This window comes from Streptomyces sp. S465, from assembly GCF_026898115.1.
Classification (GTDB): domain Bacteria; phylum Actinomycetota; class Actinomycetes; order Streptomycetales; family Streptomycetaceae; genus Streptomyces; species Streptomyces luomodiensis.
This window is the reverse complement of the sequence record NZ_CP114036.1, coordinates 1,501,578-1,521,689: the sequence shown is the minus strand read 5'-3', so window position 1 is coordinate 1,521,689 and position 20,112 is coordinate 1,501,578. Positions and strand designations below refer to the sequence as shown.

16 protein-coding genes are annotated in these 20,112 nt (G+C 74.1%); 12 read left to right on the top strand and 4 right to left on the bottom strand.

Annotated elements, in window-relative coordinates:
- Positions 1-43: 43 nt before the first annotated feature.
- The gene (locus N6H00_RS06400; protein ID WP_268970590.1) at positions 44-1,528 is read right to left on the bottom strand and encodes a PP2C family protein-serine/threonine phosphatase; all 1,485 of its coding nucleotides are present in this window, start codon (positions 1,526-1,528) and stop codon (positions 44-46) included.
- Positions 1,529-1,841: 313 nt separating this feature from the next.
- Between N6H00_RS06400 and N6H00_RS06395 the strand changes: the two genes are divergently transcribed.
- The 5 genes from N6H00_RS06395 to N6H00_RS06370 all read left to right on the top strand — a co-directional run bounded on the left by N6H00_RS06395 (position 1,842) and on the right by N6H00_RS06370 (position 10,328).
- A complete protein-coding gene (locus N6H00_RS06395) occupies positions 1,842-3,266 on the top strand; it encodes a HEAT repeat domain-containing protein (protein WP_268970589.1) in 1,425 nt (474 codons plus the stop codon).
- Between the two features lie 262 nt (positions 3,267-3,528).
- Positions 3,529-4,695, top strand: coding sequence for a glycosyltransferase family 4 protein (locus tag N6H00_RS06390; protein ID WP_268970588.1), 1,167 nt, complete (start codon positions 3,529-3,531; stop codon positions 4,693-4,695).
- 91 nt (positions 4,696-4,786) lie between these two features.
- The gene (locus N6H00_RS06385) at positions 4,787-6,016 is read left to right on the top strand and encodes a glycosyltransferase (RefSeq protein ID WP_268970587.1); all 1,230 of its coding nucleotides are present in this window, start codon (positions 4,787-4,789) and stop codon (positions 6,014-6,016) included.
- A gap of 258 nt (positions 6,017-6,274) precedes the next feature.
- Complete coding sequence (locus N6H00_RS06375) at positions 6,275-9,883, top strand: hydantoinase B/oxoprolinase family protein (RefSeq protein ID WP_268970586.1); 3,609 nt, start codon at positions 6,275-6,277, stop codon at positions 9,881-9,883.
- Positions 9,884-10,061: 178 nt separating this feature from the next.
- Positions 10,062-10,328 carry a WhiB family transcriptional regulator gene (locus N6H00_RS06370; protein ID WP_268970585.1) on the top strand — a complete coding sequence of 89 codons (267 nt, stop codon included), beginning with the start codon at positions 10,062-10,064 and terminating at the stop codon, positions 10,326-10,328.
- Here the strand turns inward: N6H00_RS06370 and N6H00_RS06365 are convergent.
- From N6H00_RS06365 to N6H00_RS06355, 3 genes are read right to left on the bottom strand one after another with little or no spacing between them, the layout of a single operon-like run.
- The gene (locus N6H00_RS06365; protein WP_268970584.1) at positions 10,325-11,272 is read right to left on the bottom strand and encodes a biotin-dependent carboxyltransferase family protein; all 948 of its coding nucleotides are present in this window, start codon (positions 11,270-11,272) and stop codon (positions 10,325-10,327) included. The genes N6H00_RS06370 and N6H00_RS06365 overlap by 4 nt on opposite strands.
- Positions 11,269-12,033, bottom strand: coding sequence for a 5-oxoprolinase subunit B family protein (locus N6H00_RS06360; protein ID WP_268970583.1), 765 nt, complete (start codon positions 12,031-12,033; stop codon positions 11,269-11,271). Before N6H00_RS06360 ends, N6H00_RS06365 begins: the two co-directional genes overlap by 4 nt.
- Entirely contained in the window at positions 12,030-12,818 is a 789-nt protein-coding gene (locus N6H00_RS06355) for a LamB/YcsF family protein (RefSeq protein ID WP_268970581.1), read from the bottom strand. Before N6H00_RS06355 ends, N6H00_RS06360 begins: the two co-directional genes overlap by 4 nt.
- A 229-nt stretch (positions 12,819-13,047) precedes the next feature.
- Here N6H00_RS06355 and N6H00_RS06350 point away from each other — a divergent pair, with 229 nt between their 5' ends.
- The 7 genes from N6H00_RS06350 to N6H00_RS06320 all read left to right on the top strand — a co-directional run bounded on the left by N6H00_RS06350 (position 13,048) and on the right by N6H00_RS06320 (position 20,105).
- The gene (locus N6H00_RS06350; RefSeq protein ID WP_268970580.1) at positions 13,048-13,767 is read left to right on the top strand and encodes a GntR family transcriptional regulator; all 720 of its coding nucleotides are present in this window, start codon (positions 13,048-13,050) and stop codon (positions 13,765-13,767) included.
- A 139-nt stretch (positions 13,768-13,906) separates the two neighbouring features.
- Positions 13,907-14,629 (top strand): DUF969 domain-containing protein, encoded by a 723-nt coding sequence (locus tag N6H00_RS06345; RefSeq protein ID WP_268970579.1) that lies wholly within the window; start codon positions 13,907-13,909, stop codon positions 14,627-14,629.
- Positions 14,626-15,594, top strand: coding sequence for a DUF979 domain-containing protein (locus N6H00_RS06340; RefSeq protein WP_268970578.1), 969 nt, complete (start codon positions 14,626-14,628; stop codon positions 15,592-15,594). The genes N6H00_RS06345 and N6H00_RS06340 overlap by 4 nt, the downstream gene beginning before the upstream one ends.
- A gap of 10 nt (positions 15,595-15,604) precedes the next feature.
- The gene (gene pcp, locus N6H00_RS06335; protein ID WP_268970577.1) at positions 15,605-16,249 is read left to right on the top strand and encodes a pyroglutamyl-peptidase I; all 645 of its coding nucleotides are present in this window, start codon (positions 15,605-15,607) and stop codon (positions 16,247-16,249) included.
- The gene (locus N6H00_RS06330) at positions 16,246-17,307 is read left to right on the top strand and encodes a DUF2891 domain-containing protein (RefSeq protein ID WP_268970576.1); all 1,062 of its coding nucleotides are present in this window, start codon (positions 16,246-16,248) and stop codon (positions 17,305-17,307) included. Before pcp ends, N6H00_RS06330 begins: the two co-directional genes overlap by 4 nt.
- 130 nt (positions 17,308-17,437) lie before the next feature.
- Positions 17,438-18,979 carry a hypothetical protein gene (locus N6H00_RS06325; RefSeq protein ID WP_268970575.1) on the top strand — a complete coding sequence of 514 codons (1,542 nt, stop codon included), beginning with the start codon at positions 17,438-17,440 and terminating at the stop codon, positions 18,977-18,979.
- A gap of 253 nt (positions 18,980-19,232) precedes the next feature.
- Positions 19,233-20,105 carry a hypothetical protein gene (locus N6H00_RS06320; RefSeq protein WP_268976856.1) on the top strand — a complete coding sequence of 291 codons (873 nt, stop codon included), beginning with the start codon at positions 19,233-19,235 and terminating at the stop codon, positions 20,103-20,105.
- Positions 20,106-20,112: the final 7 nt, after the last annotated feature.

The following is a 20,112-nucleotide window of genomic DNA, read 5'->3' as shown; positions in this document are numbered from 1 at the left end:
ACGCGACGACACGGTACGGGCACTCGACGGCCGCGGTCCGTCCCTATGCGGGCGAGCCGGTTCCGGTGACCCTGGCGACCAGCACACAGGCGTCGTTCCGGCGCGGCTCGTCGCCGAACGCCTCGGCCACGGTCCGTACGCACTCCTGGGTGCCACGGGCGGCGGTCAGCCGTGGCGCGAGCGCGAGCAGCCGCTCGGTGGCGCCCTCGGCGTCCCTGGCCAGCCGGCCGGTGTGCAGCACCAGCAGATCGCCCGGCTCCAGCCGCTCCTCGGCCTGGGTGTACGCGGCGCCCGTCGTGGCGCCGAGCAGCACGCCGCCGGGCGAGCGCAGCGGGCGCCCCGTCCCGTCGCGGAAGAGCAGCGGGGCGGGGTGTCCGGCCTGCGCCCACACCAGGGTGCGGGTGCGCGGGTCGTACTGTCCGCAGACGGCGCCGACCAGTGCGGGCTGGGAGGAGACGGCGAGCAGCTGATTGAGCCGCCCCATCAGCGGGCCCGGTTCGATCCCGGCCACCGCCATGCCGCGCACCGCGCCCAGCAGCATCGCCATACCGCAGGTCGCGCTCACCCCATGGCCGGTGAGGCCGCCGACGCTCAGCAGGGTCCGCCCGTCCGGCAGCTCGAGCGCGTCGTACCAGTCGCCGCCGATCTGGGCGCTGGACTCGGAGGGGAGGTAGTGGGCGGCGAGGTCGAGGGCGGCGCCGTCGGCCGCCGGGCCGGTGCCCGGGAAGCCGGCACCGGCCGGCAGCCGGAGCGACCCCCGCCAGGGCGGCAGCACGGCCTCCTGCACCTCCACCGCCAGCCGGCGCTCGGTCCGCGCGATCCGCTGCTGGTGCCGCAGCGTGTCCCGGCTCTCGCGCACCGCGCGCTCGCTGCGGCGCAGCTCGCTCACGTCCCGGAGCACGGCCCACATGGAGGCGGTGCTGCCGTCGGCGGCGAGCACCGGCTCGCCCGCCATATGGATGGTGCGCACCACCTCGTCCGCGCGCACGACGCGGAATTCCCCGTCGATCGGCTTTCCGTCCACGAGGCAGTCGGTGACCATCGCGGTCAGGATCGGCTGGTCCTCGGCGAAGACCCAGGAGGGCAGCTCGTCGAGGGTGAGCCCGCCGTCCCCGGGGTCGCGGCCGAAGATCCGGCAGAGCTCGTCGGACCAGGTCACCTCGTCGGTGAGCAGGTTCCACTCGGCGCTGCCGACCCGGCTCAGCAGCGAACCGGGGGCCTTGGCCGCGTTCTCCGCCGTCGCATCGGCTCCGGTCCCCGGGTCCGCCTCCGGGTGATCGGCGGGCAGTCCCTCGCGCAGCTCGCCCAGATGCCGGCCCAGATCGTCCAGCTGGTGGACGGCCAGCTCGCACAGCGCGCGCTGCCAGCGCAGCTGCGCGCCGTCCGCACCGCCCGGGTCGGCCACGGTGTCGCGGCGGACGGCGTCGAGCCCCCCGCGGAGCCGCCGCGTCTGGGAGATCAGGGCGTCCACCGTGTCACGCTGGGGAGGCGATACGGCGGGATGGTCCGCGGAGCGGGGGGACGGCATGACGTTCTCCGATACGGGCGCGGCGCGGCCGGGTCTTGAGGGAGGGACCGGTTACGACTCTTGCACAGGCTGCGACATCCCGTAAGCGGTTTGGCAATACCCGATCCGGTGGTGCTTATGGCATATGCCGATGGCCTTCCGGGGGTGGATCGGCCGGGAGTCGGCGGAAGGCGAGATTCCGGGTAGGCTGCGGCGCTCGGGAATCCCTCAGTCCCACGCCGTTCATCGGACATACGGCGCCAGGACATCGGCAAGAATGCCGATCGACGGAAATCCCGTTGCCAGCGAACCTCCCGCACCGGATGCTGACCTCATGTTCGATCCAGACATAGCGCCCAGCGGCACCCTGCTCGGCCTCCTCCAGCGAGGCCGCGGCGACGGGACCCTGCACGCCCTCGCCGCGCCGCGGGCCGAGGCGCTCGCGGCACTGCACCACTGTGTGCTGCGCGACCCCCGCCGCGACTGGCAGGTCGAGAATCGTTCGCTCTATTACGCCAGGCTCTGTCTGGACCTCGACGCCGGACTCGACGAAATCGAACAGCATCTGTTCCACCCCGACGACCTGATCAACGACGACGAGGAGCGCACCGGGCTCGCCCTCTCCGTCCTCGGCCACCTGGCCGCCTACGGCCGGGCCGACGCCCTGCGGCTGCTGCGCCGCTACGCCGCGGCCGGCAGCAACTGGGAATGGGCCCTGGACGAGCTGGCCCTGCGCGACGACGACACCGGGCTGCGCGGCCTCGCCCCCGCCGTCCTCGCCCACTTCCCCGAGACCCCCGACGGCGACGCCGCACTGGCCGCCGTCGTACGCGGCGCCTATGAGCCCCGCCCCTGGCGGCTGTGGGCCGACGATCCGCACCACGGGCCGCGGGTGCGCGCGGCGGCGGAACAGGGCGCCTTCGACCGCTGGCAGCGGCAGCTGCGGCCCTCGGGGCCGCGGCCCGGTTGGAGCGTCCGCGACATCCTGCTGTGGGCCCAGCGGGAGCACGATCTGAAGCCGGCCGCCCGCCGCCCCGACGCGGCCGCCCGCTGTCTGGCCGCTGTCGCCGGCCCCGAGGACCGGCCCGAGCTCCTCACCGCCGCCGCCTCCGCCCCCGGCGCCGCCCGCGCCGCGGCGCTGCGGCACCTCGCCGAGACCGGCGACCCGGAGGTGCTCGACCTGATCGAGGCGGCCGTGACCGAGCCGGACGCCTCGGAGCTGGTCTCCCAGACGGCCCTCTCCGCCTTCGAACGCATGCGCAGTATCTCCGCCCTCGACCGGGCCCGCCTCTGGGCCCACCGCCCCGACGCCCTCGGCGACGCGGCGGCCGCGATGCTCGCCTGCCGCGGCGGACAGTACGACACCCCGCTCGTGCTCGCCGCCCTCCGCCGCACGGTCCGGGCCGAGGGTCCGGACGCCCAGACCCTGTGGACGCTCGTCGACGGCGCCGGGCGCCTGGCCATCTCCTGCGCCGCGCCCGTACTGCGCCACATCTACCGGGAGACGGCCTCCTCCCACCTCCGCGGCCGCGCCGCCCGCGCACTGGCCGCCACTGATCCGTCCTTCGCGGCGGGCTTCGCGGTCGAATGCCTCTGGGACTGCGAGGAGAGCACCCGCGAACTCGCCGCCCGGCACGCCGCCACCGCCGACGCCCGCGTCGTCGAACAACTCCGCCGGCTGGCCGCCGACCCGGCCGAGGAGGCCGAGGTCCAAACGGCGGTCCGCAGCCGCATCGGCCCCGAGGCCCCGGGCTTCTGACCCGGCCGGCCACCCCCTCCGCGGAGTGAGCGGCACGTCACTTTCCGTATCCACGATTCGCTCGAACGGGACATTATCGCGATCGCGGGTCAACGCAGTGTGACCGATCGCCGCTTCGGAGGGATTCGTCCGGGTTCGATGGGGCCTCGCCGGCGCTCCGGGGCGGCATCCGGGGAGCGCGAGGGTCAACGCTCATGGGACGTTCCACGGCGCGAAACGTGCTCGATGCCGGGGCCACCCTTCGGACGCCGACAACACCGGTATGCGTGTCGCCATCGTGACTGAATCCTTCCCGCCCGACATCAACGGCGTTGCCCACTGCACCCTGCAGACCGCCGACCACCTGCACCGCCGGGGCCATCACCCCCTGGTCATCGCCCCGGCAGGCCCTCCCGGAGGCCCACCGCCCGCCCCGGCCGGCGGGCCACCCGAGAGCCAAGGGGCGCTCGACCGGTCGCATCCGTACCCCGTCGTCCGCATCCCGTCCCTCCCGCTGCCCGGCTATCCCCAGGTGCGGGTCGCGCTGCCCAGCCGGCGGCTCGCGGCCGCGATCACCTCCCACCACAGCGACGTCGTCCACCTCGCCAGCCCCTTCGTCCTGGGCGCGCGCGGGATGACGGCCGCGCTCCGGCTGCGCATACCGGCGGTGGCCGTCTACCAGACCGACCTGGGCGCTTACGCCCGTACGTACCTGGGCGCGGGCGAGAGCGCGGCCTGGCGGCGCATCCGCGCCGTGCACACCGCCGCCGACCGCACCCTCGCCCCCTCCACCGCCGCCGCCCGCGACCTCGACGAGCACGGCGTGCCGCGGGTCCGGCTGTGGCCGCGCGGGGTCGACACCGAGCGCTTCCACCCGTCGCGCCGCGACCCGGAGCTGCGCCGCTCCCTCGCCCCCGGCGGTGAGCTGATCGTCGGATACATCGGCCGCCTCGCCCCGGAGAAGAGCGTCGAACTGCTCGCGCCGCTGAGCGAGCTCCCCGGCATCCAGGTGGTCGTGGTCGGGGACGGACCGAGCGAACCCGCGCTGCGGTCGGCGATGCCCAGGGCCCGCTTCCTCGGCCGCCGGACCGGCGACGACCTGGCCCGCGTCTTCGCGTCCCTGGACGTCTTCGCCCACACCGGGCCGCAGGAGACCTTCTGCCAGACGGTGCAGGAGGCCCAGGCCAGCGGCGTCCCGGTGGTCGCCCCCGCGGCGGGCGGCCCGCTCGACCTCGTCGACCACGGACGCACCGGACTGCTGGTGCCGCCCGGGGACGCGACCGAGGTGAGCGACGCGGTATCGCTCCTCGCGGCCGACGCGAGACTGCGCGCGACGCTGGGACGGGCCGGCCGGGAAGCGGTCGAGGACCGCACCTGGGAGGCGATCGGCGACCAGCTGATCGACCACTACGGCGAGGTGCTGGCGGCCCGTACGGCGGTCGCGGCATGAGCGCCGCACGGGCGGCCGCCGGGCCGCGGTTGGTGACGATGCCCGCGCTGCTGCGCCGCGCGGGCGCAGAAGCGAGTGAAGGGGACACAGCATGAGGGACGACCAGGGGCTGCGCATCGTCCGGCTCGCCAACTTCGTCACCCCCGCCTCCGGCGGCCTCCGCACCGCGCTGCGCGAACTCGGGGCCGGCTATCAGGCGGCCGGGCACGAGGCCGTGCTGGTGGTGCCGGGCGAACGGGCCTCGGACGAGCACGCCCGCCAGGGACGGGTGATCACGCTGCCCGGACCGACCATCCCCGGCACCGGCGGCTATCGCGTCCTGACCGACCGGCGGCGGCTGGCCCGGCTGCTCGACGGCCTGGCACCGGACCGGCTCGAGGTGTCCGACCGCACCACCCTCCGCTGGACCGGGGAGTGGGCGCGGCGCGCCCGCGTACCGGCCGTGATGGTCTCCCACGAGAGCGCGGACGCCGTACTGCGCACCTGGGGTGTGCCGGACGCGGCGGCCAGGGGAGCCGCGGACCGGCTCAACCGCCGTACCGCGCGGGCGTACTCGCGGATCGTCTGCACCACCGAATGGGCGGCGCGCGAGTTTGTACGGATCGGCGCACGGAATGTCGTACGCGCCCCTCTGGGCGTGGATCTCGGCCACTTCCACCCGTCCCACCACGATGCCGCGCTGCGGGACCACCACCGTGGCGAGGCCACCGTGCTCCTGGCCATGTGCTCGCGGCTCTCGCCGGAGAAGCGGCCCGGCCGGGCGCTCGACGCGCTCGCCGAGCTGCGGCGGCGGGGGGTTTCGGCGGCGCTCGTGGTCGCGGGGGACGGTCCGCTGCGGTCGCGTCTGGAGGACCGCGCCCGCGCCGAGGGGCTTCCGGCGGCCTTCCTCGGCCATGTGGCGGACCGGGCGCGGCTCGCCGCCCTCCAGGCGAGCGCCGATGTCGTACTGGCGCCGGGCCCCGCGGAGACCTTCGGCCTCGCGGCGCTGGAGGCTCTGGCCTGCGGTTCGCCCGTCGTCGTCAGCGCGCTCTCCGCGCTGCCGGACATCGTCGGCCCGGCGGGCGAGACCGCCGCCGACAGCGGACCGGCCTTCGCGGACGCCGTCGAGCGCGTCCTCGACCGCTCGGAGTCCCTCCGCCGCGCGGCGGCGCGGGCACGTGCCGAGCGCTACGGCTGGCCCGCGGCGGTGGCCTCCTTCCTGGCCGCCCATGACGCGTCCGCCGAGGGCGTCCGGTCCGCCGACGGTGGCCGGGCCCCGGCCACCGCCCTCCCGTCCGCCCCGGCGGCCTCCGCCCACCAGACGGCCGGCGGCGCGCGGTGAGCGCACCCGACGCTCACACGGGGGGACCGCGCTGGTACGGAACCGGCTGGTGTGGCGGCCCAATCGCGCAGCGTGTCGTTCCGACATCCACCGGGTCGCCGAGGCTTTCGACCGCACGATCGGCGCGCTGCGTGCCGATGGCGCTGTGGTGCTCACCGCCTGCCTGCCCGACCCCGGGCGGATGCTGGGCTTGCCGTCCGCGCTTGCGCGTCCGCTGGGGCGCCGGATACGTGCGCCGCACGCTGCGACAATGGCGGAGTGACGGGTCGCTGGGAGTTCTGGATCGACCGGGGCGGAACCTTCACGGACGTGGTCGGCAAACGTCCGGACGGCCGCCTGGTCACCCGTAAACTGCTGTCCCACCACCCCGAGCGCTATACCGACGCCGCCGTCGCCGGGATCCGGCAGACGCTGGGGCTCGGCCCCGGCGAACCGGTTCCGGCCGAGCGGATCGCCGTCGTCAAGATGGGTACCACGGTCGCCACGAACGCCCTGCTGGAACGCAAGGGCGAGCCGACCGTCCTCGTTGTCACCGAGGGTTTCCGGGACGCGCTGCGCATCGCGTACCAGAACCGCCCCCGCCTCTTCGACCGCCGGATCCTGCTGCCCGAGGCGCTGTACGACCGGGTCGTGGAGATCCCCGAGCGGGTGGACGCCCATGGCGACGTCGTGCGCCCCCTGGACCTCGACGCCGCCGCCGAGGCGCTGCGCACCGCGCACCGCGACGGCTTCCGCAGCGCCGCCGTCGTCCTGCTGCACGGCTATCGGCACGCCGGGCACGAACAGGAGGTCGCCGCGGTGGCGCGCGACCTCGGCTTTCCGCAGGTGAGCTGCTCGCACGAGGTCAGCCCGCTGATGAAGCTGGTGTCACGCGGCGACACCACTGTGGTCGACGCGTATCTCTCGCCGATCCTGCGCCGCTATGTGGAGGACGTGGCGGCCGAACTGCGCGGTATCCGGCTGATGTTCATGCAGTCCAACGGCGGGCTGCGGGAGGCCACGCACTTCCGGGGCAAGGACGCGGTGCTGTCCGGCCCGGCCGGTGGTGTGGTGGGCATGGCGCGCTCCTCGGGCGAGGCCGGCCACGACCGCGTCATCGGCTTCGACATGGGCGGCACCTCGACCGATGTCTCGCACTACGCGGGCGAGTTCGAGCGGGTCTTCGGCACCGAGGTGGCCGGGGTGCGGATGCGCGCCCCGATGATGAACATCCACACCGTGGCGGCGGGCGGCGGTTCGGTGCTCCACTTCGACGGCCGGCGCTACCGCGTGGGGCCGGACTCGGCCGGTGCCGTGCCCGGCCCCGCCTGCTACCGGCGCGGCGGCCCGCTGACCGTGACCGACGCCAATGTGATGCTCGGCCGGATCCAGCCGGACCACTTCCCGGCGGTCTTCGGCCCGCACGCCGACCAGCCCCTGGACGCGGCGACGGTCCGGGAGCGCTTCGCCGCGCTCGCCGAGGAGATCGCGGCGGCGACCGGCGACCGGCGCGGACCGGAGGAGGTCGCGGCGGGCTTCCTGGACATCGCGGTGCTCAACATGGCCAACGCGGTCAAGAAGATCTCCGTGCAGCGCGGCCGCGACGTCACCCGCTACGCGCTCACCAGCTTCGGCGGCGCGGGCGGCCAGCACGCCTGCGCGGTCGCCGACGCGCTCGGCATCGACACGGTGATCGTGCCGCCGCTCGCGGGGGTGCTCTCCGCGTACGGCATCGGCGTGGCCGACGCCACCGCCATGCGCGAGCAGGCCGTCGAGGCGGAGCTGAACGAGGAGACGCTGCCGCGGGTGCGTGAGGTATGCGCGCGGCTGGCCGACCGGGCCCGCGGCGAACTGCTCGCGGACGGCGTCCCGGAGCACACCCTGGACACCGTCGCCCGGGTCCATCTGCGGTACGCGGGCACCGATTCCGCCCTCCCCGTCCCGCTGGACTCCGCCCCCGCGATGGCCGAGGAGTTCGTCCGGGCGCACCGTACGCGCTATGCCTTCACCATGGACAAGCCGCTCGTCGTCGAGGCGGTGTCGGTCGAGGCGGTGGGCGCGTCGGGTCCCACCGGCGGCCACGCCGTGGAACGGCCGCCCAGGGAGGGCGAGCTGACCCCCGTGACGACCGTAAGGATGTTCGCGGAAGGGCGCCGACACCGTACGGCGCTGTACGAACGCGACCGTATGGACCCCTCGGACCAGGTCACCGGCCCCGCGATCATCGCCGAGGAGGACGCCACCACGGTGGTCGACCCCGGCTGGCGGGCCACCATGGGCGAACGCGGCCATCTGCTGCTCACCCGGGTCCGCCCCCGGCCGCGCACCACGGCGGTCGGCACCGAGGTGGACCCCGTGATGCTGGAGGTCTTCAACAGCCTCTTCATGGCCATCGCCGAACAGATGGGCGTACGCCTGGAGCACACCGCCCACTCCGTCAACATCAAGGAGCGGCTCGACTTCTCCTGCGCGCTCTTCGACGCCGAGGGCAATCTGATCGCCAACGCCCCGCACATCCCGGTGCACCTGGGCTCCATGGGCGAGTCCATCAAGGAGGTACTGCGGCGCAACGGGGACGCGATGCGGCCCGGCGATGTGTACGCGATCAACGACCCGTACCACGGAGGCACCCATCTGCCGGACGTCACCGTCGTCACCCCGGTCTTCGACGAGACGGGGACCGAACTGCTCTTCCTCGTCGCCTCGCGCGGCCACCACGCCGAGATCGGCGGCATCACCCCCGGCTCCATGCCCGCCTTCAGCCGCACCGTCCAGGAGGAGGGCGTCCTCTTCGACAACTGGCTGCTGGTGCGGGACGGGGCGCTGCGCGAGCGCGAGACGCGGGAACTGCTGACCGGCGGGCCGTATCCGTCCCGCGCCCCGGACGCCAACCTCGCCGATCTGCGCGCCCAGATCGCCGCCAACGAGAAGGGCATCCAGGAACTGCGGCGGATGATCGGGCAGTTCGGGCTCGACGTGGTGCACGCCTATATGGGCCACGTCCAGGACAACGCGGAGGAGTCGGTGCGCCGTATCGTCGCGGGCCTCCGGGACGGCTCCTACCGCTACGAGACCGACGGCGGGGCGGTCATCCGCGTCACCCTTACGGTGGACCGCGCGGCGCGCGGCGCCGTACTGGACTTCACCGGCACCTCGCCCCAGCGCCCCGGCAACGACAACGCGCCCAGCTCGGTGGTGATGGCGGCCGTGCTCTACGTCTTCCGGACGCTGGTGGCCGAGGACATCCCGCTCAACAGCGGCTGCCTGAAGCCCCTTGAGGTCCGCATCCCCGAGGGCTCCATGCTGGCGCCCGTCTTCCCGGCCGCCACGGTCGCCGGGAACGTGGAGACCTCCCAGGCCGTCACGGGCGCCCTGTACGCGGCCCTGGGCGTCCAGGCCGAGGGCTCCGGCACGATGAACAACGTGACCTTCGGCAATGACCGCGTCCAGTACTACGAGACGGTCGCCAGCGGTTCCGGCGCGGGTGACGGCTTCGACGGCGCCGACGCCGTGCAGACCCATATGACCAACTCGCGGCTGACCGACCCCGAGGTGCTGGAGTGGCGCTATCCGGTGCGGGTGGAGAGCTTCGCGATCCGCCGGGGCAGCGGCGGCCGCGGCCGCTGGCGCGGCGGCCACGGCGTCACCCGCCGCATCCGCTTCCTGGAGCCGATGACCGTCGCCCTCCTGACCGGCCACCGCCGGGTGGCCCCGTACGGCATGGCGGGCGGCGCACCGGGCGCCCTGGGCGCGAACGCGATCGAGCGCGCCGACGGTTCGGTGGACCACCTGGCGGGCCGCGACGCGGCGGACGTCGGGGTGGGCGACGTCCTGGTCGTCCACACGCCGGGCGGCGGCGGTTACGGCCCGCCGGGGAAGTCCGGCTGAGGCGTGGCGCGTTCGGGTCGTTTGCCGCCGCCGCGATCGGTAACCCGACCCCTGTCACAGCCCGCACGCACGCGCCCGCTCGGTCCTGGGCGCCCGCCCGCGAACCCTGCGCGGTGAGCCCGACGGCGGGCGGCGTCAGCGCCGTCGTTGACGGCAGTCGTTCATGGAAGGGGCAGCCATGGCCTGGTGGCAGAAGGCCGCATGCACGCACGAGGACCCGGAGTTGTTCTTCCCGGTCGGGGTGGCGGGCCCGGCCGCCCAGCGTCAGGAGGCGCGGGCCAAGGAGGTCTGCCGCAGTTGTCCGGTGATCCAGGAGTGCCTGGAGTACGCGCTGGAGGCCGGTGTGACCCACGGGGTCTGGGGCGGCACCGGTGAGGAGGAGCGCCGCGCACTGCGCCGCAAGGCGCAGCGCACGGAGCGGGTCGGCGCCCGGCGCGCCCGCTAGCCCCGGTCCGCGACGCCCTCCGCGACGCCCTCCGTGCTGTCGCCCGGGACGTCCCGCCGGGCAGACGGCGGCCAGGAGACCCGGCCCAGCGGGGTGAACCGCACCGGGGTGCCGGGGACGGCCTGCGCGGCGGCGGCCAGATACGGCTCCGGTACGACCCCCACGACGGGGTAGCCGCCGGTCGTCGGATGGTCGGCCAGGAAGAGCACGGGCCGTCCGTCCGGCGGCACTTGGAGCGCGCCGAGCGCCATTCCCTCACTGGCCAGCTCACCGTCCTTCGCCCGCTCCAGCGCGGGGCCCTCGGTCCGCAGCCCGATCCGGTTGCTCGCGGCCGAGACCCGGAACTCCCCGGTGGCCAGGGTGCGCAGGCCCGCCGTGGTGAACCAGTCGTCGCGCGGGCCGAGCACCACGGGCAGCACCAGCTCCCGGGCCGCGCCCCGATGCGGCACCCCGTCCACACCGGGCGCGGGACCGCGCGGCGGGCCGAGCCGCAGCACCGCGTCGTGCGCGAGCGGTGCCGGACCCAGCCCGGAGAGCACGTCCGTGGACCGGCTGCCGAGCACCGTCTCGGCCTCCACACCACCGTCGAAGGCCACATAGCTGCGCACCCCGTGGGCGGCGGCCCCGGCCTCCAGGAGCGCGCCCGCGGGTACCCGTACGGCCGCGCCCCACGCGGCGGGGCGGCCGTCGACCGTCACCGGGCAGGGCGCGCCGGTGACCGCGACCGTCGCCGTCCGGCGCAGCCGCACCGCACAGCCGGTCAGCGTGGTCTCCAGGGTGGCGGCCCCTTCGGCGTTGCCCACCAGGCGGTTGGCGAGCCGGTGGGCGGGCTGGTCGAGCGCCCCGGAGCGGGGCACCCCGAGATGGGCGTGGCCGAAGCGGCCCAGGTCCTGGACGGTGGTCAGGGCTCCCGGCCGTACGACCACGAAGGCGCTGTCGGTCATGGTGCGGCCCCTTCCGACGCCGAGCGCGGGGCCGTGTCCGTGTCCCGGGCCGTACCCGTGCCCCGGTCCGTGTCCGTGCCCCGGTCCGCGGCCGCCGGGCCCACCGCGGTCGCCTGGCCCACCGCGTCTGCCTGGCCTGGTTCCGGTTCCGGGACGAAGCGGACGCGGGTGCCGGGGGTGAAGAGCGCCGCCGGCTCCCGTGCGGTGTCCCACAGCACGGTGTCCGTGGTGCCGATGAGCTGCCAGCCGCCGGGGGACGAGCGCGGATAGACGCCCGTGTACGCCCCCGCGAGGGCCACCGAGCCGACCGGCACCCGGGTCCGCGGCGTCGCGTGGCGCGGCACGTGGAACCGCTCGGGCAGCCCGGTCAGATAGCCGAAACCGGGCGCGAAGCCGCAGAAGGCCACCCGGAACTCGGTGCCGGAGTGAATCCGTACGGCCTCCTCGGGCGTCACCCCCCACCGCTCCGCGACCCCGGCCAGATCGGGCCCGTCGTAGCGTACGGGCACCTCGACGGTGGTGCTGTCGTCGCGGTCCAGAGGCGGTATCCGCCAGCCGGGCAGCTCGGCGGCGAGCCGCCCGGGGTCGGCGAGCCCGTCGAGGAAGACGGTGCGGGCGGCGGGCACGATCTCCCGTACGGCGGGGAGCCGGCGCGCGGCGGCGCGGCGCAGCAGTTCGGCGTGGAGCGCCTCGGCCGCCTCGCCGCTGTCGAGCTCGACGAGCAGCCCGTGCTCGCCCACCGGCAGGCTCCTCATGGTCATGCGAACGCCGCCACGCGCACCCCGGCCGCGGTCAGCTCGGCCCGCACCCGGCGGGCGAGGTCGGCGGCGCCGGGGGTGTCACCGTGGACGCACAGCGAGCGCACGTCCACCTCGATCCGCTGTCCGTCGATCGAGGTCACCGCGCGGTCACGGGCGAAGCCGAGGGCCCGCTTGACCACCGTGTCCGGATCGGAGACCACGGCGCCGGGCTCACCGCGCGGGACGAGGGTCCCGGCGGCGGTGTAGGCGCGGTCGGCGAACGCCTCGGCGACCACCGGCAGCCCGGCCGCGCGGGCCGCCTCGTGCAGCCGGGACCCGGGCAGCCCCAGTACCGGCAGCGGGCCGCCGGCCGCCAGCCGTATGCCCTCGACCACGGCGGCGGCCTGGGCCTCGTCGTGCACGCTGCGGTTGTAGAGGGCGCCGTGCGGTTTGACGTAGTCCACCCGCGCCCCGGCGGCACGCGCGAAGACCTCCAACGCGCCGATCTGGTAGGCGATCTCGTCGGTCAGCTCGCGCGGCGGGACGTCCATGCTGCGCCGTCCGAAACCGGCCAGGTCCCGGTAGGAGACCTGGGCCCCGATGCGCACCCCGCGCCCGGCGGCCAGCTCGCACACCCGGCGCATGGTCGAGGGGTCCCCGGCGTGGAATCCGCAGGCGACATTGGCGCTGGTGACGATGGACAGCAGGGCCTCGTCGTCGGTGAGCCGCCAGCGGCCGAACCCCTCGCCGAGGTCGGCGTTGAGATCGATGGTGTCGATGGACAGGTTCGCCAAGGGTGCGGTCATATCCGTCCGTTCGGGCGTGGGGGACAGGTGGTGCGCTGTGGATGGCACCACAAGGTAAGCGATCGTTGAACGATCCGACAAGAAGCATGTTGTCCGGTGACCGTTTCTGGGCTTCACTTCTCGCTATACGGGACGAACGAGACATCGAATAGGGGCTGATGTGGCAAACGGGGCAAAAGGTGCGAAGCGCCGATCCGGCGGGCCGTCGGATCGGGCCGGGGAGGCGGAGGTGACGGACGCGGCGGAGTACCCCCGGGGCTCCGGCCTCGCCGCCGGGCTCGAGGCCGACCGGGCACTCCTGGGGCGCACCAGTACGGCGGAGCGCGTCGCGGACATCCTGCGCGACCGTATCGCCGAGGGGTTCTTCCCGCCCGGCACCCGGCTGTCCGAGGACAGCGTGGGCGGCGCGCTCGGTGTCTCGCGCAACACCCTCCGGGAGGCGTTCCGCCTGCTCACCCATGAGCGGCTGCTGGTGCACGAGCTCAACCGCGGGGTGTTCGTCCGCGTCCTGACCGTCGACGATCTCAACGACATCTACCGCGTGCGCCGGCTCGTCGAATGCGCCGCGGTGCGCGGCCTGGGGGAGCCGCCCCATGCGGTGGAGGCGGTCGAGGCGGCGGTCCTGGCGGGCGAGCGCGCCGCCCAGGACCGGGCCTGGCAGGACCTGTCCACCGCCAATATCCGCTTCCACCAGGCGATCGTCTCCCTCGCCGGAAGCCCCCGCGCCGACGAGCTGATGCGCGGAGTGCTGGCCGAGCTGCGACTGGTCTTCCACATCATGGCCGACCCCCGCCGCTTCCACGCCCCCTATCTGGTGCGCAACCGACAGATCCTGGAAGTGCTGCAGAGCGGGGACGCGGTGGAGGCGGAGCGGCTGCTCGCCTCCTATCTGGACGATTCCCAGGGGCAGTTGGCCGACGCCTATGGGCGGAAGATGTCCCGCCGGTAGGGGTTTCACAGCGGTAAACGATCCGGCGGGGCGGACACAAGTTGGTTTCAAGCTCTTGTCGGATCGTTGAACGAACGCCTAGCCTCCGGTGCACCCTCCTCACACCCCTGTGAGGTCCTGTGCGCGGAAGGCGGGACGCATGATCGTTCTCCTTGGCGTCCTCGTGGTGATCGTCGGATTCGCCACACGACGCAACCCGTTGCTGGTGGTGGGGGTCGCCGGCATCGCCACCGGGCTGCTGGCCAAGCTCTCGCCCCAGCAGATCCTGGCGGCCTTCGGCGACGGCTTCGCCTCCAGCCGCTCGGTGACGATCTTCGTCATCACCCTGCCCGTCATCGGCCTCCTGGAGCGCAACGGCCTCCAGGAACAGGCCCGTACCCTCATCGGCCGGCTCGGCAAGCTCACCACCGGCCGGTTCCTCGCCCTCTACCTGCTGCTGCGCCAGCTCACCGCCGCCCTCGGCCTCACCAGCATCGGCGGCCCGGCCCAGAGCGTGCGGCCCATGGTCGCGCCGATGGCCGAGGGCGCCGCGGAGCGCCGCCACGGCCCGCTGCCCGAGCGGATCCGGGAGCGGATCCGCTCGTACTCCTCCAGCGCCGACACGGTCGGACTGTTCTTCGGCGAGGACTGCTTCCTGGCCATCGGCTCGATCCTGCTGATCACCGGATTCGTCAACAGCACCTACCACACCCACCTGGAGCCGCTTCAGCTGGCGCTGTGGGCCATCCCCACCGCCGTCTGCGCGTTCCTCATCCACGGCTTCCGGCTGCTGCGCCTGGACCGCTCCCTGGACCGCGACCTCGCCGCCCCGGGCGGCCGGTCCGCCGCCGACGGCAGCCACACCGCGGAGGCAGCCAAATGATCAAGGCGGAGTGGTTCTACTGGCTCGTCGGCGCCGTCTTCCTCGCCATGGCCGCACAGATGGCCGTCGACCGCAGCAACCCCAAGCGCCATGGCTCGGCCGCCTTCTGGGGGCTGCTCGGCGCATGCTTCTTCTACAGCAGCTGGGTGGTGGAGAAGAAGGCCCCGGCCGAGCCGCTGGGAGTCGCCGTCCTCGCCATGGTCTGCCTGGGCGGCTTCCAGCTCACCGGGCGCGGTGTGCCGCGCACCACCACCCCCGAGCAGCGGACCGCCTCGGCGGCCCGGCTCGGCAGCAGGCTGTTCGTCCCGGCGCTCACCATTCCGCTGGTCGCGGTCGTCTGCGCCTCGGCCGTCAAGCACTGGCGCATCGGGGGCGAACCGGTCCTGGAGGCCGGTAGCGAGACCATCCTCGGCCTCGGCTTCGGCGCGATCGCCGGGCTGGCGGTCGCCATGGCCGTGGTCCGCGAGCGGCGTCCCGCCGTGCCCCTGCACGCCGGCCGGAACCTGCTGGAGTCCATGGGCTGGGCGCTGCTGCTGCCCCAGCTGCTCGCCGTGCTCGGCTCCATCTTCCAGGTGGCCGGGGTCGGCGAACAGGTCGGCAAGATCACCGAACAGATGCTGCCGGACGGCCAGAAGTACGTCGCCGTAGCGGTCTACTGCGTCGGAATGGCCCTGTTCACCGTCATCATGGGCAACGCCTTCGCCGCCTTCCCGGTGATGACCGCCGCCATCGGCTGGCCCGTGCTCATCCAGCAGATGCACGGCGACCCGCCCCTCGTCCTCGCCGTCGGCATGCTGGCCGGTTTCTGCGGCACGCTCGTGACCCCCATGGCCGCCAACTTCAACCTGGTGCCCGCCGCCCTGCTCGAACTCAAGGACCAGTACGGCCCCATCAAGGCGCAGCTCCCCACCGCCGGGGCGCTGCTGGTCTGCAACATCGTCATCATCTCGCTCTTCGCCTTCTGAGGGGACCGCTGTGACCCGAGTGCTGCTCACCGGTTTCGAGCCCTTCGCGGACTCGGCCGTCAATCCGTCGTGGCAGGCCGTCTCCCTCGTCGCCGCCGACCCGCCGCCCGGCACCGAGGTGACGGCCGTACGGCTCGCCTGCGTCTTCGGCACCGCGCTCGAGGAGCTGGCCGCCGCGGTGGCGGCGGCCGACCCCGAACTGGTGCTGTGCGTGGGCCAGGCCGGCGGCCGTCCCGGTGTCACCGTCGAGCGGGTGGCGATCAACGTGGACGACGCCCGCATACCCGACAACGCCGGGCGCCGGCCCATCGACGAACCGGTCGTGGAGGGCGGCCCGGCCGCCTACTTCGCCCCCCTGCCCATCAAGGCGTGCGTCGCGGCCGTCCGCGCGGCCGGGATCCCGGCCGCCGTCTCCCAGACGGCCGGAACCTTCGTGTGCAACCACGTCTTCTATGGCCTGGCCCATCTCATCGCCACCGAGCGGCCCGCTCTGCGCGGCGGGTTCATCCATCTCCCGTACGCTCCCGAACAGGTCGTGGACGGGGCCGAACCCTCGCTGCCCGCCGCCGTGTCGGCCGAGGCGCTGCGGGCGATCATCGGGGCGGCCCTGAGTACCCGGAACGATCCGCGCATCGCCGAGGGGGCAACGCATTGAACGAGCCGAACGAGCCGAACGGCCCGGACGAGGGCCGGAGCGAACTGGGCCGGTACGCGGCCCGGTTCGCCGCCCTCGCCACCGCCAACGTCACCCGGGCCTACCCCAACGCCCCGGCCTATTTGCTGCGCGGACCCGAGGACCTGGTGGAGCCGCGCCAACGCCACCCCGCCTTCTACGGCTCCTACGACTGGCACTCCTCGGTCCATATGCACTGGCTGCTGGTCCGGCTGCTGGGCCGCTGCCCCGACCGGGTCCGCGCCGACGAGGTCACCGCCGTCCTGGACGGGCACCTCACGGCCGATGCCCTCGCCGTCGAGGCGGAGTATCTGCGGGCCCGTCCCTCCTTCGAGCGCCCTTACGGCTGGGCCTGGCTGCTCGCGCTGACCGCCGAATGCCGGAGCCTCCCGGGGCCCGCGGGCGAGCGCTGGGCGAAGGCCCTGGAACCGGCCGCCGACGCCGTCCGCGCACTGCTGTGCGGATGGCTGGAACGTGCCACCTACCCGGTGCGCCACGGTGTCCACACCAACAGCGCCTTCGCCCTCGGCCTGGTCCTGGACAGCGCGGCCGCCGCGGGCGTCGAGACGGTCGTCGAACCGGTCACCGAGGCCGTCCTCGGCTGGTTCGCGGACGACCACGACGCCCCCGTCCACTGGGAGCCCTCCGGGCAGGACTTCCTCTCGCCCGCGCTCACCGAGGCCGAGGCGGTGTGCCGGGTGCTGCCGGAGCAGGAGTTCGCGCGCTGGCTGGAACGCTTCCTCCCCGGCCTGGAATGGGGTGTGCCGGCCACCGTGCTCACCCCGCCCGTCGTCTCCGACCCCGGCGATCCGCAGATCGGTCATCTCCTGGGCCTCACCCTCAGCCGGGCCGCCGCGCTGCGCCGCCTGGCCGCCGCCCTGCCGCCCGGCGATCCGCGGGCGGACGTGCTGCGGACGGCGGCACGTGACCATCTGGCCGCCGGGCTCCCGGCCACCGTTTCCGGCGACTTCACCGGCGACCACTGGCTCGCCACCTTCGCCGCGCTCGCCCTGGACGGACCACCTGCCGGTGAGCCGTAGACTGACGGATCGGTGAGGTGCGGGGGACGCGCCGGTGTACGCGCGTGTGCGCGCGGGGGATCTGGTGTGTCATAGCGGGATCTCCGTGCCGTTTCGTACGTTGTCGGTGCGAGCGCCTACTCTGTGCGACGTGACATCTCCACCCCCGGGGGCCGCCGCGCCCCAGCTCAACACCGCCGAAGGGGCTGCCCGGCCGGCCCCCGGCCCGGCCGCCGACGAGGGTCTGGCCCGGCGGCTGCGCGCGCTCGCGTGCACCGCGCCGCTGCACGACCTGGACGCGCGCAAGGCCAACCTCGCGGGGGAGTACGGGGTCTATGCGATGGCGGAGGTCGCCCTGGCCGCCATCGACCTCGTCACGCTCCACATGGACTTCGACACCGGCGCCGACCACGAGCAGATAGTGGCCAGGCTGCTGCCCCGGGTGGCGGCCCAGGCCCCCGGGCGCCCCGCCGCCGAGCACGACCGGGTCGCCCGCTGGGTGCTGGAGAACCTGATCAACGTCGGCAGTGTGGACCGCGGCTTCCGTGCCGTTTACGGCACTTTCGGACCTGATGGGGTGTATGTCCGCAGGGATTACGACTTCAAGCTGATCGAGGAGGTGCCCGGCCCCGGCGGCAGCGTCTATCTGCGCACCACCGACGAGGCCGTCAACGTCCTGGTCGGCGCCCTCGACACGGATGTCACCAGCGCCCAGATCGCCGCCGAGGTCAAGCTGGAGGTCCTGATCAGCCGGGGCCGGCTGGCCGATGCCCAACTCGCCGCCGAGCAGGCCCGCTACCGCACCGTGCAGTACTCGGAGACGCTGCGCCGCACCCTCGACGCCACCCGGCGCAACGTCCGCGCCGTCGACTGGCTGAGCACCGTGCCCGATCTGATCAGCGAGGCGCTCGACCACGTCGCCGACCGCTACCGCCATGAGAACGCGATCCTCACCAACATCCGCAAGGTGCGCGACGAGGCCGCTTCCGCAGGGGACCCCGAGCCCAAGCGGCGCGCCGCCGAGCTCGTCGACATAGTCAAGGACTGCATCCGGCGCCACACCCAGCTACAGTCCCGGCTGCTGGAGGCCGGTCCGCTGTTCCGCGCCGAGCAGGACCGCCAAGCGTTCGCACCCCCCGCCCCGCGCTCCGGATACGACCTGTACGGCCAGCTGCTGGCCCCCGTCCTCCCGCTCCCCGTCGAGCGCGCGGGCCGGGTCACCGACGCGTTCTTCGCCCGCGGCACGGGCCTGCGCACCCCCACCTCGGTGCGGATGGGCGACCTGGTCGAGATGCTGCTCACCCCGCCCGTGGAGCGGGAGCACCTCGGCGCGGAGATGCCCGAGCCGGACCTCATCGCCACCCCCGACGACAGCCGCTTCAGCGAGGAGCAGCTGGCGATGGCCATGGAGTTGCTGGAGCTGCCCGCCGACGCCCCGCGCCGTCTGTCCGGGCTGCTCGCCGACGCCCGCCGCCGCGACCCCGATCTGCCCTATCTGATCGCCCTCCTCGCGGTCCACGCCGCCAGCCCCCCGGTCGGCACCGCCTACCGCCAGGGCGAGCAGCGGCTGCTGTTCGCCGTGGACGACGGCACCGAGCTGGACGACCCGGAGTTCGGCGGCGCCGATCTGATCGTGGGCACCGCCCTGCTGGACGCGGCCGGTATGGCGGCCGACCGGGCGGAGGTGGCGTGATGCCGACGTGGACGACGTGGAGCGAACGCCGCCTCGGCGGCGGTCCCGGGAGCGCCCGGCTCTGCCACGGGGGTTGCCGCGGGGGCTCCCGCCGTCGCGGAGGGGAGCCCGTGCCGTGCCCGGCGCGAGCGGCCGGGCCGGTGCGTCCCGCCGCCCGCCTCGGCGGGGGCGACGGTGCCGCATCAGCCCCAGCCCACCGTGTGACCGCCCCGTGCGAGGAGGTTCGGCCGTGACCGAGTACGACGTCGACGAGATGGCACCGCCGGACCCGGCACCCGCCCCGGCGGCACCCGGCGCAGCCCCCGGGATGACACCCGCCGACGCGGCCGACGCCGCACGGCTGGTGGCCTTCGGACTCCAGCCCAAGCTGCTGCCCGCGCGGGACGTCGAATACGCCGAGCTGCTGCGCCGGCACCGCGACGAACCGGCGTTCGCGCGCCTCACCGACGCCATCGCCGCCGGGCTCGGACTCATCGTGCTGGAGGTGTCCACCCGCGCCGGAATGGCGGTGACGGCCGCCGAGGACTCCGTCTTCGCCGTCCGCATGGGCGATTACGCCCGCCGGGCCGCCACCGACTCCGCCGACCGCTTCCTGCACGGCCTGGCCCATCTCGCCGTCGCCGCCCTGGCGTTCCCGCGCCCCGAGGACCTCGCCGACGACGGCTATATCGGCCGGGTCACCGTCAACGGCGTCGACGCCTTCGTCCGCCAGGCGTGCCGGCGGCTGGAGGAGCGGGCCGAGGAGCAGGGGGAGAACAGCGACCCCGTCACCGGTGCGCCGGGTCTGGAAGCGGCCTGGCGGGTCTACGCCCGGCGCAGCGCCACCGGCGCCACCAAGGACGCGCGCAGGCTCGCCGGTTCCACCACCGGCATCATCGGCAAGGCCGTCGCCTTCCTGGTCGACTCCGGCTTCCTCCAGCGCACCGGCGACGACTCCGGCGGCACCTACCGCACGACCGCCCGCTATCAGCTCCAGGTGCGCGACATGGCGGCCTCCGCCGCCATGGCCGAGCTGCTGGAGCTCGGGGTCGTCCCGGTCGGCGACGGCAGCGCGACCCTGCTGCCGCCGGACGACAGCGACGACCTCGATCTGGTGGCCGACGCCGGTCTCCCCTTCCACTCCTGAACCCCGC

Bases quoted from the DNA above. Each gene is read 5' to 3' on its own strand.
- N6H00_RS06340 (WP_268970578.1), top strand. From the start codon at position 14,626: ATGATCAAGGCGGAGTGGTTCTACTGGCTCGTCGGCGCCGTCTTCCTC.
- N6H00_RS06385 (WP_268970587.1), top strand. From the start codon at position 4,787: ATGAGGGACGACCAGGGGCTGCGCATCGTCCGGCTCGCCAACTTCGTC.
- N6H00_RS06320 (WP_268976856.1), top strand. From the start codon at position 19,233: ATGGCACCGCCGGACCCGGCACCCGCCCCGGCGGCACCCGGCGCAGCC.
- N6H00_RS06355 (WP_268970581.1), bottom strand. From the start codon at position 12,818: ATGACCGCACCCTTGGCGAACCTGTCCATCGACACCATCGATCTCAAC.
- N6H00_RS06360 (WP_268970583.1), bottom strand. From the start codon at position 12,033: ATGACCATGAGGAGCCTGCCGGTGGGCGAGCACGGGCTGCTCGTCGAG.
- N6H00_RS06395 (WP_268970589.1), top strand. From the start codon at position 1,842: ATGTTCGATCCAGACATAGCGCCCAGCGGCACCCTGCTCGGCCTCCTC.
- N6H00_RS06345 (WP_268970579.1), top strand. From the start codon at position 13,907: ATGATCGTTCTCCTTGGCGTCCTCGTGGTGATCGTCGGATTCGCCACA.
- N6H00_RS06370 (WP_268970585.1), top strand. From the start codon at position 10,062: ATGGCCTGGTGGCAGAAGGCCGCATGCACGCACGAGGACCCGGAGTTG.
- N6H00_RS06390 (WP_268970588.1), top strand. From the start codon at position 3,529: ATGCGTGTCGCCATCGTGACTGAATCCTTCCCGCCCGACATCAACGGC.
- N6H00_RS06365 (WP_268970584.1), bottom strand. From the start codon at position 11,272: ATGACCGACAGCGCCTTCGTGGTCGTACGGCCGGGAGCCCTGACCACC.
- N6H00_RS06400 (WP_268970590.1), bottom strand. From the start codon at position 1,528: ATGCCGTCCCCCCGCTCCGCGGACCATCCCGCCGTATCGCCTCCCCAG.